General features: G+C 64.9%; 13 protein-coding genes and 1 tRNA gene. 3 read left to right on the forward strand and 11 right to left on the reverse strand.

The window, feature by feature from the left end:
* Positions 1-36 precede the first annotated feature (36 nt).
* Positions 37-903 (reverse strand): MurR/RpiR family transcriptional regulator, encoded by an 867-nt coding sequence (locus HLG70_RS11960; RefSeq protein ID WP_171664609.1) that lies wholly within the window; start codon positions 901-903, stop codon positions 37-39.
* A gap of 133 nt (positions 904-1,036) precedes the next feature.
* On the opposite strand from HLG70_RS11960, the gene HLG70_RS11965 reads away from it, so the two are divergent.
* Positions 1,037-2,035 carry a Bug family tripartite tricarboxylate transporter substrate binding protein gene (locus tag HLG70_RS11965; RefSeq protein WP_171664610.1) on the forward strand — a complete coding sequence of 333 codons (999 nt, stop codon included), beginning with the start codon at positions 1,037-1,039 and terminating at the stop codon, positions 2,033-2,035.
* Positions 2,036-2,046: 11 nt separating this feature from the next.
* The gene (locus HLG70_RS11970; RefSeq protein WP_171664611.1) at positions 2,047-3,000 is read left to right on the forward strand and encodes a succinylglutamate desuccinylase/aspartoacylase domain-containing protein; all 954 of its coding nucleotides are present in this window, start codon (positions 2,047-2,049) and stop codon (positions 2,998-3,000) included.
* A 42-nt stretch (positions 3,001-3,042) separates the two neighbouring features.
* Here HLG70_RS11970 and HLG70_RS11975 read toward each other — a convergent pair whose 3' ends face one another.
* The 4 genes from HLG70_RS11975 to HLG70_RS11990 form a co-directional block, all read right to left on the reverse strand.
* The gene (locus HLG70_RS11975; protein ID WP_171664612.1) at positions 3,043-3,477 is read right to left on the reverse strand and encodes a GNAT family acetyltransferase; all 435 of its coding nucleotides are present in this window, start codon (positions 3,475-3,477) and stop codon (positions 3,043-3,045) included.
* Positions 3,478-3,739: 262 nt separating this feature from the next.
* Positions 3,740-4,654, reverse strand: a complete 915-nt coding sequence (locus tag HLG70_RS11980; RefSeq protein WP_171664613.1) for a PhzF family phenazine biosynthesis protein — start codon at positions 4,652-4,654, stop codon at positions 3,740-3,742.
* A 179-nt stretch (positions 4,655-4,833) separates the two neighbouring features.
* Entirely contained in the window at positions 4,834-6,423 is a 1,590-nt protein-coding gene (locus HLG70_RS11985) for a sulfatase family protein (RefSeq protein ID WP_171664614.1), read from the reverse strand.
* The gene (locus HLG70_RS11990; RefSeq protein WP_171664615.1) at positions 6,420-7,379 is read right to left on the reverse strand and encodes a Bug family tripartite tricarboxylate transporter substrate binding protein; all 960 of its coding nucleotides are present in this window, start codon (positions 7,377-7,379) and stop codon (positions 6,420-6,422) included. Before HLG70_RS11990 ends, HLG70_RS11985 begins: the two co-directional genes overlap by 4 nt.
* 225 nt (positions 7,380-7,604) lie before the next feature.
* Here HLG70_RS11990 and HLG70_RS11995 point away from each other — a divergent pair, with 225 nt between their 5' ends.
* Entirely contained in the window at positions 7,605-8,534 is a 930-nt protein-coding gene (locus HLG70_RS11995; RefSeq protein WP_234103071.1) for a LysR family transcriptional regulator, read from the forward strand.
* 35 nt (positions 8,535-8,569) lie between these two features.
* On the opposite strand, the gene HLG70_RS12000 is transcribed toward HLG70_RS11995, so the two are convergent.
* The 6 genes from HLG70_RS12000 to pheS form a co-directional block, all read right to left on the reverse strand.
* On the reverse strand, positions 8,570-9,811 hold the full coding sequence (locus HLG70_RS12000) for a hypothetical protein (protein ID WP_171664616.1): 1,242 nt from the start codon (positions 9,809-9,811) through the stop codon (positions 8,570-8,572).
* A gap of 169 nt (positions 9,812-9,980) precedes the next feature.
* Positions 9,981-10,057, reverse strand: a tRNA-Pro gene (locus HLG70_RS12005).
* A gap of 241 nt (positions 10,058-10,298) precedes the next feature.
* Positions 10,299-10,733: a MerR family transcriptional regulator gene (locus tag HLG70_RS12010; protein WP_171664617.1), complete on the reverse strand. Its 435-nt coding sequence runs from the start codon at positions 10,731-10,733 to the stop codon at positions 10,299-10,301.
* A gap of 58 nt (positions 10,734-10,791) precedes the next feature.
* On the reverse strand, positions 10,792-11,130 hold the full coding sequence (locus HLG70_RS12015; protein WP_171664618.1) for an integration host factor subunit alpha: 339 nt from the start codon (positions 11,128-11,130) through the stop codon (positions 10,792-10,794).
* A 3-nt stretch (positions 11,131-11,133) separates the two neighbouring features.
* The gene (gene pheT / locus HLG70_RS12020) at positions 11,134-13,551 is read right to left on the reverse strand and encodes a phenylalanine--tRNA ligase subunit beta (protein ID WP_171664619.1); all 2,418 of its coding nucleotides are present in this window, start codon (positions 13,549-13,551) and stop codon (positions 11,134-11,136) included.
* A gap of 13 nt (positions 13,552-13,564) precedes the next feature.
* Positions 13,565-14,587 carry a phenylalanine--tRNA ligase subunit alpha gene (gene pheS, locus HLG70_RS12025; protein WP_171664620.1) on the reverse strand — a complete coding sequence of 341 codons (1,023 nt, stop codon included), beginning with the start codon at positions 14,585-14,587 and terminating at the stop codon, positions 13,565-13,567.
* Positions 14,588-14,626: the final 39 nt, after the last annotated feature.

A 14,626-nucleotide genomic window follows, 5' to 3' on the forward strand; every position in this document is an offset into this window, starting at 1 on the left:
GCTGGCCCCTCCCGCGAAAGCGGCGGGTGGCGCCTGCTAGGCGTCGCCGGCCTGGCGGATCCATTGCGCATCCCACAGGCTCTCGCCGCGCGCCAACGCGGCGCCCAATTCCTTCTTGCGGCGCTGCGCCACCGCCGCCAGCAGCGCATTGCACAACGAGAAGGCGGCCGTGTAGGAATCGAAAGGCGACGCGCTCGAACTACGCGCGATCAGCACATGGTGGGCCGAAGCAGCCGCGGGCGCCGAGGCGGAGTCGGTGACCAGCACCACCTTGCCGCCACGTTGCCGGAAGTACTTCACCGCATTGGCCGTCGCGACTGAATAGCGCCTGAACGTGAAAACCAGCAGCACATCGCCCTCTTCGACCCAGAGCAACTGGTCCTCCAGGAATAGCGGTCCGGCTACCGCCATGGGCTTTACCGACGGCAGGCACATGTTGAGATACAGCGCCACATGGCTCGCCAGCGGCGCCGCCTGCCGCAACCCCAGCACGTACACCCGGCCCTTGCGTTGCGTCAGCAAACGCACCGCCGCCTCGAACGCGGCGACGTCGATCGACGCGAACGTCTCCTGCAGGTTGTGCTGGTCGTGCAGCAAGGCATTGTGCAGGCAGGCCCGCGCCGATGGATTGTCGCCGCTGACCGCGTCCGCTCGCGCGCCCGGCGACGCCAGGCGCGCCGTCACCTCGGCACGCGCCTCCATCTGTGCCTGCGCATAGCTGTCGTAGCCCAGCTTGGCCAGCAACCGGACCACCGTGGACGCGCTCGTGCCCACCTTCTTTGCAAGTGCCGTCGCGGACTCCAGCAGTCCCTGCGGATAGCGCGACTGCATTTCCTCGACCAGCAACCGCTCGGTCTTGCTGAGTTTCCTGCCGTAGCCGGCGATGCGTTGGTTCAGGTTCATGGCGGGCGCGACTCCGTAGTGGCCGGACTTGGTGATAACCCCAGATTTCACAACACTCATTGCATCCTATATTTACACCTGCAATCAGCATTGCAAAAATAGACCAAACCGATCGTCACTACAAGAGAGTTTCATGAAGCACCATCCCGAGGCGCCGTCGCTGGCCCGCCGCAGCCTCGTCATTGCCGGCCTGGGCGCCGCCCTGCTGCCGTTGTCCGCACGCGCCAACCCCTATCCGTCGCGCCCCATCACGCTGGTCGTCCCCTTTCCCGCCGGCGGCTCCGTCGACCTGATCGGCCGCATCTACGCGGAATCGCTCGGCAAGGCCCTGGGCACCACGGTCATCATCGAAAACCGCGACGGCGCGGGCGGCGCCATCGGCAGCCAGCGCGTCGCGCGCGCCAAGCCTGACGGCTATACGCTGGTTGCGTCCTCGCAAAGCTCGCACCTGGCCAATCCGCTGATGCGCGCCGACCTCGGCTACGACCCGATCAAGGACTTCACCTCGATCTCGCAACTGTCGCGCACGCCCAATGTCCTGGTGACCAACATCGACGTGCCCGCCAAGACCCTCGCGGAATTCGTGGCCTTGCTGAAGGCGCGTCCCGATGAGCTGCACTACGCCACCGCTGGCATAGGCAGCATGGGCCAGCTCAATGCGGAACTCTTCAAGAACACCTTGCAGCTCCAGGCGATGCACGTGCCCTATCGCGGCGGCGCGCCCCTGATCAACGCCCTGCTCTCCAACCAGGCCCAATTCGCGCTGGACAACCTGGCGCCCTTCCTGCCCCACATCCAGGTCGGCAAGATGCGCGCCCTGGCCGTGGCCGCTCCCAAGCGCCTGGATGCGCTGCCCGACGTGCCTACCTTCGCCGAACTGGGCTATCCGGTGCTCAATGCGATGTCGTGGATCGGCCTGGCGGCTCCCGCGGGCACGCCGCCCGACGTCGTCCAGACGCTGCTGAACGCGGTGCGCACCGCGGCCACCCAGGACGGCATGCCTCAATCCCTGGAAAAAGCGGGCGCCCTGCCCCCCGAAGACCAGACGCCCCAACAGTTCACCGCCATGATGTCCGAGCGCCTGGCGTTGTACAAAGACCTGATCGACCGCGCCGGCATACGTCCTGAATAGGCCCCACCCTCATGCAAAATTCCGCTTTCGAACCCGATACCGCTCCGCTCGAAGTCCTGCCCCGCGACATCTCCGCGTACCGCCAGGGCAACACCGGTATTCCTTACGTGCACCGCTTCGACTCGGGCAAGCCGGGCCCGCATGCGCTGATCAACGCCATCACGCATGGCAACGAGATCTGTGGCATGGTGGCCGCGACCCACCTGCTGGACACCGGCGTGCGTCCCAGGATCGGCACGCTGACCGTCAGCTTCGCCCACGTCGAGGCCTACGAGGCCTTCGACATCGACAGGCCCTACGACAACCGCCAGCTCGTTCACAACCTGAACCGCATCTGGTCGGCCGCCATGCTGGACGGTCCCGACGACAGCCCGGAACTGCGCCGCGCCCGGGAAATGCGCCCGGTGCTGGACGCCGCCGACTTCGTGCTGGACATCCACTCCACGCGCGCGCCGGTGCAGCCCTTCTGGGTCTACAACGAGATGGACCGCAATACCGCGCTGGCGTCCGCCGTCGGCGCGCCGCAGGTGCATCTGGTCATGCCGCAGGACAAGTTCCCCGGCACCGGCGTCATGGGCTACGGCCATCATGGCGACCCCATGTCCGACAGCGGCGGCGCGCTGGTGGTGGAATGCGGCCAGCACTTCGCCCGGTCCGCCGCCCAGCTTGCGACCGACGTGTCGTTGCGCTTCCTGGCGCACCTGGGCCTGATCGACATGCCCGCCGGCGCCACGCCGCCGCCCGCGCCGCAGCGCTACCGCCTGCTGGAAGTCCACATGGTGAAGTCCGAGGACTTCAGCTTCACCCGCCCGGTGATTGGCTTCGAAACCTTCGACAAGGGCGAACTGATCGCCATGAACGGCACCGAGGAAATCCGCTCGCCGTGTGACAACTGCACGATCTTCATGCCCACCCGCATGCCCATCGTCGGCCGCGAAGCCGTGTACCTGACGCAAGCGATCTGACGACTCCCTGGCGGCGCGCGGCGGCGCGCCGCTCCAGGTTCTTCAGCAATCTGGAATCAGGCGCTTCCCCAGACTGATCACTTCATCCTGATGAAAGCCCAGGCTGTCGTAAAAGCCCTTCACGGCGACATTGCCCGACCGGATCAGCAGGTTGATCTTGGGACATCCCATTTCCAGGAGCTTGCGCTCCACGGCCCGCATCAGGGCCGTGGCGTAGTTGCGCCGCTGGTGCGCCGGCGACACCGCCAGATAGTTGATCCAGCCGCGATGTCCGTCGTAGCCGCCCATGAGCGTCCCGACGATGACGCCGTCCACCTCGCCGACCAGAAACAGGTCGGACTGCACGGTCAGCTTGCGAGCGATGTCTTTCCTGGGATCATTCCAGCTCCGGGTCAGGCCGCACTCCTGCCACAAGTGAATGATGGCGGCTTCGTCGGACGGGTGGTAAGCCCGGATAGCGAGGTCTTGATGGGTCATGCTTCATTCCTTCAAAGAAAGAAATGAAGGCCTTGCGATACGCCTCGGACGCGCGACGGGAATGCAAAAACAAAAAGGCCACGAGGGGTATCGTGGCCTTCAGGGGAAAGCGCTGAACACTCAGCGCCCGAACGTGACTAGCCACTCAACGTAGACGTCGAGTGATTCGTCGATTGTCTGCCCGAAACACCGGGGCGGGATGCAATGCGTTCATCGGAAAGAGCATACACGAGGCATTGCGCCGCCAGCAAGACAGGCCGCGTCACTGCTCGACGGGCGCGGGCAAGGTGCCTTCCATCACCACCACCGCCTGGCCCGCCACGCCTGCCCACACACCATCCGGCCTGGGCTCGGCATGCGCCAGCAACAAGCTTGCGCGCCCCATGTCCACGCCTTGACCGACGCGCAGCCGCAACAGGCCCTGGTCCCGCAAGGACGCACGCAGCGCCGTGACGGCCGCCGTCGCGCTGCCGGTGGCCGGATCTTCGGTCATGCGCCCGGTCAGCATGCGCGCCTGGATATCGGTAGGCGCGTCCATGGCATCGGCGGCGGTATCGGTGGTGTAGACATAGATGGATTTGGCTCCCACCAGCGGCATCAACGCCGCATAGCCGCCTGCATCCGGAACCGCCCTGCGCAGGGCCTCGCGGCTGGCAAGCTGCGCAACCAGGAACGGCAGCCCGACGGAAACCACCTGAGGCGCGTGCTCCGATACGTCGATGTCCGCCGGCTCCAGCGTAAGCGCCCGCGCCACGGCGGACACCTGCGCCTCGCTGCCGCGCGACAGCGGCTGCGGCGCGAGCAACTCCGCGCCCGCCAAACCGTGCGCGCCATAGTTCAGCGCAATACGCACCAGACCCGCCTCCTCCTCGAACACAAAGGCCTCCGGCGCCGACAGCCCGGCAGTCATCTGCTCACGCGCCAGCACCACGGCCGTGCCGATATTGGGATGCCCCGCGAACGGCACCTCGCGATCCGGCGTGAATATGCGCACCCGGGCCGTATGCGCCGGATCTTGCGCAGGCAGCACGAAGCTGGTTTCCGAATAATTGAATTCGCGGGTGATCCTTTGCATCTGGGCTGTGCCCAGCCCCTGGGCATCAAGCACGACAGCCAGCGGATTGCCCTGGTAAGCATGGCCGGTGAACACATCGGCGGTGACATAGCGGTAGCGCATGGGAGCATCCTCATCAGCCGCCAGGAAGTGGCGGCAAAGCGGAAATTGTGCTGATCGCGACCGCGGCGCGAAAGACACAGAGGCCGGGAATTCCGCTCATAACAGAAGCCGCCGCGGGCCCGAAGTGCGCAAGCGCCAGGCTCCCGGCCCCATTGCGCATCAACGCTGCAGGCAGGCGCCTAGGCCAACGCCGTCGGGTAGGGACTGGTATCCATGTGGGACAGCATCGAGTGGGAGAGCATCTCCTGCAAGCGGGCCCGAACGCCCGCGCTCTCCGCCACGTCCCACAGATTGCGCAACTCATGCGGATCCTCGCGCAGGTCGTAGAGCTCGCCCCATTGGGCGCCGTCATAGATCGTAAGCCGGTGTCCCTGCGCAAGAAGCGTGCGGCAACGGATGCGGCGCTCGAACCCCAATATGACGCGCTGGCCTTCCTCCTCGATCATCAGGGCGTCGCGCACGTTCCGGGCCTGGCCGGAAATTACAGAGCCCAGGTCATGGCCTTGCATGCCGTTGAATGGCTGGACACCCGCGCGCGCCAGAATGGTGGGCGCAATGTCGATGGTGCTGACCAGCGCGTCGCTGGCGGCGCCCCCGGTCTGGCCGGTCCCGTCCCGCCAGATGAACGGCACCCGGGTCAGCCCCCGGTAATGGATGGGGCCCTTCAGCATCAGTTGATGGTCGCCCAGGTAGTCGCCGTGATCGCTGGTGAAGATGACCACGGTGTTTTCCGCCAGCCCGCTCTGCTCCAGGACGGCCAACACGCGGCCGATATGATGGTCGATATTCGTGATCGAGCCGTAGTTCAATGCCAGCGCCTCGCGTGTCTCGCGCTCGTTGCAGGCGAAGATGGCTGGCGTGTGCTTGACGGCCTTGCCACTATCGCGCTGAGCGCGCAGCCAGGCCACGTGTGGCGGCGCCGGCTCACTGGAATGAAAGGACGCCGGCAGCTCCACATCCTCCGGCTTGTACATGTCCCAGTACCGACCCGGCGGCGTGAAAGGATGATGCGGGTCGGGAAAAGAACATTGCAGGAAGAACGGACTGTCGTCGCCGCTGTACTCGCGCAGCTTTTCGATCGTGCGGTCCGCGATGTAGGCGGTGGGATACAGTTCTTCCGGAACGCGCGTGCGCCACGCCTGGCGGATCCTTGTCAGCTCGTACCCGGGCGCCTCGATGGCGGCGTCGAAGCCGATCAACGGCTCCACGGCAGGATGATTGCGGCGCAGCCAATAGCGGTAGTGTCCGTGGGGCTGATCGCTATGGTCATCCACCAGGTCCGCCTGCTGGAAACCGTAGTACGGATAGCTCAGGTCATAGTCGTCGCGCTCCAGCCACTTCTTCCGGTTCTCCTGGTCGTAGCGTCCCTCCAAATCCGGCGCCACGGCTTCCAGCGGCAGGCGATCCTCGGCGCGCACGGGCCAGGAAGGCGGGATGTCGGTCATGTTCTGCAGATGAAGCTTGCCCACCACGCCCGTGCGCCAGCCAGCCGAACGCAGCATGTCCACGAAGGTCCTGCTACGCAGCGAAAGCGCAATGCCATTGTGCCGGGCGCCATGAGTGGACGGATACCGCCCTGTCATCAGGCTGGCGCGGTTAGGCATGCAGATGGGAGTCGCCACATGCATATTGTCGGCACGCCATCCCGCGCCCGCCAGACGATCCAGATGGGGAGTCGCGACCACGCCATTGCCATAGGCGCCGAGGTGATCGGCGCGGTGCTGGTCTGTGATGAAGAGCAGAAAATTCACGGGGCGGTTCGGCTTCATTGCACGGCTCCGGAGGCTTCCACCGCCGCGCGCCATTTCGGCATATCGCTGCGCACCATGGTGTCGAACTCCTGCGGCGTCATCGGCCGCGGAGCCATGCCCAGCGGCTGCAGCGTGGCTGCGAACCCGGGATCCTGCAGCACTGCCCGCAGATCGGCGCTCAGCCGGTCTATCACCTGAGCCGGCGTTGCGGCCGGAGCGAACAGGCCTATCCACGACTGCACGCTCACGCCAGGCGCCACCTCGGAGAACAACGGAGCGTCGGGCAAGGCCGGATAGCGCTCGGGATTGGCCACGCCCAGCACGCGGACGCGACCGTCCTGCAGGAAGGGCAAGGCCGGCGCAATGCCGCCTATCATCAGCGGCACATGGCCGGCCACCAGATCGCTCATGGCGGGTCCCGCGCCCTTGTATGCCGCGTGCACGACGTCGAGACCCGCGGCATGCTTCAATTGTTCCATCGCAAGCTGATGCACGGTCCCCACGCCAGGCGAGGCATAGGTGTACTTTCCGGGATTCTGCTTGAGCACCTTCACGGCCTCGGCCAGGTCCCTCGCCGGAAAACTCTGATTCGCAAGCAGCACCACGACGTTGTCAGCCACCATGCCAACCGGCTTGAAGTCCTTGACCGGGTCATACGGCATGGAGGCATACAGCGCGCTATTGATGCCATGGGTATTGGTGGTGCCCATCAGCAGGGTGTAGCCATCCGGATTCGCGCGCGCCACCAGGCTGGCGGCAATATTGCCCCCGGCGCCCGGCTTGTTCTCTATCACCATCGTATAGCCCCGCGCCTGCAGCCGCTGCGCCAGCTGCCGCGCCAGGACGTCGACCGCGCCGCCGGGAGAGAACGGCACGACCAGCTGCACGGGCCGGGCCGGATAGGCATCGGCGGCATGCGCGCCCCATGAGGCCAAGGCGGTACAGGCCGCGATCGCGGCGAATATTCTTTTCATGATTTGTCTCCATCCACGCCGCGCATCGGACGCGGCCCTTACAGTATGGGCGAGGCGTACACGCTCGGGAAATGAAACAAACTCAATGCGCCATAACCATTCAGTCATCTAGGCCGGCATGGCCCGCCCTCTCCTGCCGGCGCGCGCCCTGGAAGGCGCGAGCAGCGGATATCGCCCGCCAATGCAATAAACTCGGCGGAACGCGATTGCTCAGTTATCCATGCCATGCCCGTACGCCCCGGTACCCACCTCAAGCCACGCCACGCGGAGTTGCTGATTGCTCTGGATGATGAGCGCAACCTGGGCCGCGCCGCGGATCGCCTGCACATGTCGCAGCCCGCGGCCTCCAAGGCGCTTACGCAGCTGGAAGAGCAGGTAGGCTACCCGCTGTTCGAACGCACGAGCCACGGCACCCGGCCCACCGCCGCGGGCACGGTGATGATCCTGCACGCCCGGCACACGCTGGGTTCGGCCGCCCGGGTCGCGGCCGAGCTGCAAGCCGCGCAAGAACGTGGAACCACCCTGATACGACTCGGCACGCTGCCCTCGGCAGCGGTCACGGTAGCCCCAAGACTGGTCGCGGCGCTATGCCAGCGCATGCCCGCGCTGGAGGTGACGCTGGTCGAGAGCGTGCTGGACGAGCTCCTCGACAAGCTCGCCGCGGACGAACTGGACATCGTCCTGGGCCGATTGGGCGGACGCCCCTTGCCCGCCGACTGCGAAGCGATCCGCCTGTACGACGAACCCATTTGCGTCGTGTCCGCGCCGGGCCACGCGCTGACCAGCCGGCGCGACCTGCGCCTGCAAGAACTGCTGGACTGTTCATGGGTGCTGCCGCTACCCGGGACCATGATGCGGGAACGGCTGGAACGCGCCTTTGAAGAGGTCGGCCTGGCCCTGCCGCGGGCGCGCATGCATACGAATTCGCTGCTCGCGACATTGGCGCACATCGGCCATAGCGACTGGCTGGCAACCATGCCGATCGCCATTGCCGACTACTACCACCATCAGGGCGCGCTCGACATCCTGCCCATACGCATGACGGCGCACTTCGGCGCGATCGGCGCCATGTACCGCCAACACGGAACACGCATGCCCGCCGTGCAGGCCGCATTGGAATGGCTCACGCAAGCGAGCGAAGGCGGGCAGCAGTAAAGCGCAGGCCGCCAGACGACGCGCCCCGAAACGGCTCAGTCCGCCAGCAGCCTTACTGTCTGCGGATTGAACGCGCTGAAGGCACTCCCGCAACTGGCGTATCCTGCGGCTCGCGCCGGCATGCCCGTCGCCCTTATGCCCAGCTGCTCTCCGGACAAGCGCACCTCAACAAAGCGTTCGCCCTCGACGCTGCCGTCCGGCAGGAAATAGAGCTGGACACGCGCCAGCGTCGATTCTCCGTCCATGGGCCGGGGCTGCCGGAAAGCAGGGATGCGCAACGTGGCCGCGTGCCAGGTCCCCGGCTCGTCCAGCGTTTGCCAGCGGATGGCCAGCGGCTGGCCGAGATCGACGAAAGCCCCGCCCACCGGCCGCGCGAAATCGGGACAAACCGCGGGTCGAGGCGCGATCGGCTCGAGCGCGCGGTCGCCGATATCCAGGGTCTGGCCATTGATCTCCAGCCTTGCGATGGCTCCCGGCGTGTAGTTCTGCGCCTTCAGCAGAACCAGCCCCTTCATCCTCTTTGCATCCAGTCTTTGCTCCGTCATCCCCGCCAGACGGGCCAGCGCGGGTACGACATCCACATGGTCGGGATAGTGGAAATATAGGTACCTGAGCATCGTTGCCTCGTTCTTTCCCAGAATCGCGAGGATGGGCGCCAGATCCGGGTACGGAAGACGGGTCAAGGGGAGTGAGGAGCCAGTCTCTTTGGACGCAGGCCGATAGGTATAACGCTCCAGCTTGTCGCTCAGGCGCGCCCCCTCATAGGGGAATGCCCCGGAAGCGCCGAAGTCGGGATTGGGATAGCGATTGAAGACCATGAAACGCTGGGGATCTCTTGCCGCGAGCGGCATGTCCGGCCCCGCTCCCGAAAAGGTGCTGGCGTAAGGCCTCGTGTCGATCCACAGATCGTTGCCGCTCAGATTGACGTGCGTCTCGGCAATGGGAGGATGTGCGGCGCTGAACTGATCCTGCCTCTCCTGCTCGATGGACTCGCTGGCCGGGTAGATCAGCAAGGCAAGCAAGGTCGGCAGAAAGAGCAGCGCATGCACGCGTCCCGGCACCTGGCCACGGTCGCGCACCATGTAAACGCACCAGGCGACGAGAAGCAGGATGGCCAGCGGCCCACCGACCCAGATCGCTCCCGTCAGCAGCCCCACGATGCCCCAGCCCATCGAAGGCGAGCTCACCGCGATAATGCCCAGCACCGCGAGCCAGCCCGCCAATGCGATGGAAAGAATGATGCCGAAGAGGTAGTGCCGGTAGGTTTTCGTCGTCATTGTGCTTTGCGCCCTGCCGGAAAAAGGCACGCCACGCATTTCGCCTGATGGTTTGACGAGGACGAGAATAGCAAAGCCCTGGGATTGGGCATGCCCATTAACTCGCATTAATCACAGCCCGAAATGAGAAAGGCCGTTAGTGATTTCTCACTAACGGCCTTGGAACTGCTGGTCGGGACGGCGGGATTCGAACTCGCGACCCCTTGCACCCCATGCAAGTGCGCTACCAGGCTGCGCTACGCCCCGAAAGAAAAAGAGTATAGCAGAACAAAAAATTGTTTGCACGCATTGGTGCAAAAAAAGTGCTGAATACTCAAAAAAATTTTCGCCTCGCGTTCGCCGTTCGCACTAGCTTCGTGGGATGAACCGGCGCGCGCGAGGCGCAACGTACTAAAACTTGCAACGCGCATGACCACTAAGGCATTTGCGCGTTGCGGGTACTGCTAGCAAGCATTGGTTCGCAAACAGTGAACGCGTTGCGCCCTGTTCAGAATGCCGGACCCGCGTGGCCGGCGCTTGCGGCGCTGGGCGTATTCACCGAGTTGCCCAACGCTTCGGCGAGCATCGTCGACACGTTGCTCAACTCGTTGCGCAGGGACTGCATCTCGGTGCCCGACAGGCGCACGGCAGCGTCTTGATCGTGCGGCACGTCGCGCGCATCGCCGAGGCGATTGCGCGCGCCGCTGATCGTGAAGCCTTGCTCGTACAACAGGGAACGGATGCGGCGAATCAGCAGCACTTCGTGATGCTGATAATAGCGGCGGTTGCCGCGGCGCTTCACGGGCTTGAGCTGCGTGAATTCCTGTTCCCAGTACCGCAACACATGAGGCTTGACGCCACACAGGTCGCTGACCTCACCGATGGTGAAGTAACGCTTGGCGGGAATGGGCGGTAAGGTAACGGTGGGTTCAGTACGTGTCATAAGCGAATTTTATGCGCGCGGTGCGTCGGGCGCCGATAACAATTACCGACAAAACGTATCACTCCGCGGCGTCGGATGCAGCAGGCACCGCCTGCTCCACCACGCTCTTGAGTTTCTGACTCGCGTGGAAAGTGACCACGCGCCGTGCGGCGATGGGAATGGTCTCGCCGGTTTTTGGATTGCGGCCAGGACGCGGCGGTTTGTCGCGCACCTGGAAATTGCCAAAGCCCGAGAGCTTGACGGAATCTCCGCGCGCCAAGGCGTCGCGGATTTCCTCGAAGAACGTATCGACGATGTCCTTGGCTTCGCGCTTGTTCAGGCCAACCCGCTCGAAGAGCAGTTCAGCCAGCTCGGCCTTGGTCAGGGTGCGTTGCTCGGCAAGCATACTAGTCCCCATGGTTCAGACACGCTGGCGCGCGCCGTGCGCACTGACCAAAGCATCCTTGATGCGCGCCAGGCAATCCGCCACACGAGCTTCGTCCAATGTGACTTCAGTGTCCTGTAGCCAGAAACGGAAAGCAAGGCTTTTCTCGGTGACGGGTTCGCTGCCGTGGGCCTTCTCACGCCACACGTCGAACACGCGCGCGTCCTGCACCACAGCCAGTTGCGCATCCGCCTTGACGGCCACGGCCACCGTATCCAGCATGGACTGCGTGGACACGTCGGCATCGACCCACAACGCCAGATCGCGCACTACCACGGGCTGGCGCGACAGTTCGCGCACCTGCGGCAGCTCGCCTTCCGACAGCGCGTTCACATCCAGTTCGAAGACGACTGGCGCGTTCGCCAGATCGGCCTGTCGCGCCCAGCGAGGATGAAATTCGCCGATCCAGCCTACCGGCTGGCCGTCCAGTTCGATGCGCGCGCTGCGGCCAGGATGCAGCGCGGGATGCGCCGCGGCCTCGAAACGCAGGCGGTGGCCGCGGGCGCCAAACAGCGCCTCGACATCCATCTTCACATCAAAGAAGTCCACCTGGCGCGTTGGCACGCCCCACTGCTCTTCCATAGCCGGCCCCCAGGCCGCGCCCGCCAGCTTCATCGGCTGACGCACGCCCGCCACTTGCAGCGGGCCGTCCTGCACGGAGGCGTCGCGCATGAACACGCGGCCCAGTTCGAACAGGCGAACTCGCGATTGTTTGCGATTGGCGTTGTGACGGATGTTGGCCACCAGGCCGCCGATCAGGCTGGAACGCATGACCGAAAGATGGCTGGCGATGGGGTTCACCAGACGCACCGGCGTGTCGTTGCCGGCGTAGTCGCGTTCCCAGTCGGCTTCGACGAAGCTGTAGTTGACGACTTCCTGGTAGTCCTGCGCGGCGGTCAGGCGGCGCAGCGCATGCGCGCCGCGTTGCACCTCGGGCTGCGAGAACATCTTGGCGCGCGCCATCGGCGGCACGTCGGGGATGCTTTCGAAACCATAGATGCGGGCCACTTCCTCGATCAGGTCTTCTTCGATCTCCAGATCGAAGCGGTACGACGGCGGGCTGACGATGAAGTCATCGCCTTCGACCGTGAACTCCAGGCCCAGGCTGCCGAAGATCTTGGCGACCTGCTCCTGCGTGACCGGCACGCCCAGCACGCGATGGCAACGCGCCAGGCGCATGCGCACCGCGGGACGCTGGGGCAGATTGACGATCTGGTCATCCACGGGACCCACCTGGCCGCCGCAGATGTCGACGATCAGGCGCGTAATGAATTCAAGGTGTTCGGGAATGCTGGCGTAGTCCACGCCGCGCTCGAAGCGATGGCTGGCTTCCGAGCTGAACTTGTAGCGGCGCGCGCGGCCGGCAATGGCTTGCGGCCACCAGAACGCTGCTTCCAGATAGATGTTCTGCGTGTCCAGCGTCACGGAGGTGGCTTCACCACCCATGATGCCGGCCAGGCTTTCGACCTGATCGCCCGCGACGACCACGCCGACCTTCGGGTCCAGCGTGACGGTCTGGCCGTTCAGCAGTTCAAGCGTCTCGCCTTCATGGGCCCAGCGCACGCTGATGCCGCCGCCGATCTTGTCCAGATCGAACACGTGCGACGGGCGGCCCAGTTCCAGCATGACATAGTTGGAGATGTCCACCAGCGCCGACAGCGAGCGCTGGCCGGCGCGCTCCAGGCGGGTCTTCATCCAGTCTGGCGTCGCGGCGCGGGCATTCACGCCGCGGATCACGCGACCGCCGAAACGGCCGCACAGTTCGGGGGCTTCAATCTTGACCGGCAGGCGTTCGTCCAGGGTCACGGGCACGGCAACCGCCGTGGGCACCGACAGCGGCGCGCCCGTCAGGGCCGCCACTTCGCGAGCCACGCCCAGGATGGACAGGCAATCAGCGCGGTTGGGCGTGAGCTTGAGCGTGAACAGCGTGTCGTCCAGATCCAGCGCTTCGCGGATGGACTGGCCGGGAACCATGTCCGCGGGCAGCTCCAGCAAGCCGCCATGGTCTTGCGACAGGCCCAGTTCACGGGCCGAGCACAGCATGCCGGAAGACTGCACGCCGCGCATCTTGGCCACGCCGATCTTCATGCCGCCGGGCAGTTCCGCGCCCACGCGGGCCAGCGGCACCTTCAGGCCGGCGGCGGCGTTGGGTGCGCCGCACACGATCTGCAGGCGTACGCCGGAGCCGTCGTCCACTTGGCAGACACGCAGCTTATCGGCGTCGGGGTGCGGTGCGATCTCGACGATATGGCCCACCACCACGCCCGTGAAGGCGGGTGCGGCGGGCACGGTGTCTTCGACTTCCAGGCCGGCCATGGTGAGCCGGTGCGCGAGTTCGTCGGTTGCGATCGGGGGGTTGACCAGCGTACGCAGCCAGGATTCGGGAAATTGCATGATCAGCCGTCTGTTATTCGTTGAACTGGCGCAGGAAGCGCAAATCGCCTTCGTAGAACTGGCGCAGATCGTTGACGCCGTAGCGCAACATGGTCAGGCGCTCAAGCCCGGAGCCGAAGGCAAAGCCGATGTAGCGCTCGGGATCCAGCCCGAAGTTGCGCACCACCTGCGGGTGCACCTGACCGGAGCCGGAGATTTCCAGCCAGCGGCCACGGTTCGGGCCCGAGGTGAACATCATGTCGATTTCGGCGGACGGTTCCGTGAACGGGAAGAAAGACGGACGGAAACGTACGACAAGATCGTCGCTTTCAAAGAAGCAACGCAGGAAATCGGTGTACACGCCCTTCAGGTCCGCAAACGAGATGTCCTCGGCGATCCAGAGCCCTTCCACCTGGTGGAACATGGGCGAGTGCGTGGCGTCGCTGTCGACGCGATAGGTGCGCCCGGGCGCGATGACCTTGATGGGCGGCTTGTTCATGCGGGCGTAGCGCACCTGCATGGGGCTGGTGTGCGTGCGCAGCAGCAGCGGCAGGCCGTCGGCGTCGTTCATGTCGACGTAGAACGTGTCCTGCATGGAACGCGCCGGATGGTCCAGCGGGTTGTTCAAAGCGGTGAAATTGGTCCAGTCGTTTTCCACTTCGGGGCCGTCGGCCACATCGAAGCCTATGGAACGGAAGATCTCTTCCACGCGTTCCCAGGTCCGGATCACCGGATGGATGCCCCCCGGCGCGCGACCGCGGCCCGGCAGGGTGACGTCTATGGTTTCGGATGCCAGCCGGGCATCCAGTTCCGCCTGCGCCAGTTCGGCGCGGCGAGCATTCAGGAGCTCTTCGATCTTTTGCTTGGCCTGATTGATCCGGGCGCCCGCTTCGCGCTTCTGCTCGGGATCGAGTTTGCCCAGGCCTTTGAGCAGCACCGTCAGTGCGCCTTCCTTACCCAGGAAGCGAGCCTTTGCGTTCTCAAGCGCGGCAGCATCCGTAGCCGCGGCGAACCGTTCTTGCGCCTGGGATACCAGGTCGTCAACCAATCGAGTCATGAAATCCAGCCTTCAAAACGCAAACGGGGCTATTACAGC

The sequence above is a fragment of the Achromobacter deleyi genome, from assembly GCF_013116765.2.
Lineage (GTDB): Bacteria > Pseudomonadota > Gammaproteobacteria > Burkholderiales > Burkholderiaceae_B > Achromobacter > Achromobacter deleyi_A.

Bases quoted from the DNA above. Each gene is read 5' to 3' on its own strand.
- HLG70_RS11960 (WP_171664609.1), bottom strand. From the start codon at position 903: ATGAACCTGAACCAACGCATCGCCGGCTACGGCAGGAAACTCAGCAAG.
- HLG70_RS11965 (WP_171664610.1), top strand. From the start codon at position 1,037: ATGAAGCACCATCCCGAGGCGCCGTCGCTGGCCCGCCGCAGCCTCGTC.
- HLG70_RS11970 (WP_171664611.1), top strand. From the start codon at position 2,047: ATGCAAAATTCCGCTTTCGAACCCGATACCGCTCCGCTCGAAGTCCTG.
- HLG70_RS11975 (WP_171664612.1), bottom strand. From the start codon at position 3,477: ATGACCCATCAAGACCTCGCTATCCGGGCTTACCACCCGTCCGACGAA.
- HLG70_RS11980 (WP_171664613.1), bottom strand. From the start codon at position 4,654: ATGCGCTACCGCTATGTCACCGCCGATGTGTTCACCGGCCATGCTTAC.
- HLG70_RS11985 (WP_171664614.1), bottom strand. From the start codon at position 6,423: ATGAAGCCGAACCGCCCCGTGAATTTTCTGCTCTTCATCACAGACCAG.
- HLG70_RS11990 (WP_171664615.1), bottom strand. From the start codon at position 7,379: ATGAAAAGAATATTCGCCGCGATCGCGGCCTGTACCGCCTTGGCCTCA.
- HLG70_RS11995 (WP_234103071.1), top strand. From the start codon at position 7,605: ATGCCCGTACGCCCCGGTACCCACCTCAAGCCACGCCACGCGGAGTTG.
- HLG70_RS12000 (WP_171664616.1), bottom strand. From the start codon at position 9,811: ATGACGACGAAAACCTACCGGCACTACCTCTTCGGCATCATTCTTTCC.
- HLG70_RS12010 (WP_171664617.1), bottom strand. From the start codon at position 10,733: ATGACACGTACTGAACCCACCGTTACCTTACCGCCCATTCCCGCCAAG.
- HLG70_RS12015 (WP_171664618.1), bottom strand. From the start codon at position 11,130: ATGGGGACTAGTATGCTTGCCGAGCAACGCACCCTGACCAAGGCCGAG.
- pheT (WP_171664619.1), bottom strand. From the start codon at position 13,551: ATGCAATTTCCCGAATCCTGGCTGCGTACGCTGGTCAACCCCCCGATC.
- pheS (WP_171664620.1), bottom strand. From the start codon at position 14,587: ATGACTCGATTGGTTGACGACCTGGTATCCCAGGCGCAAGAACGGTTC.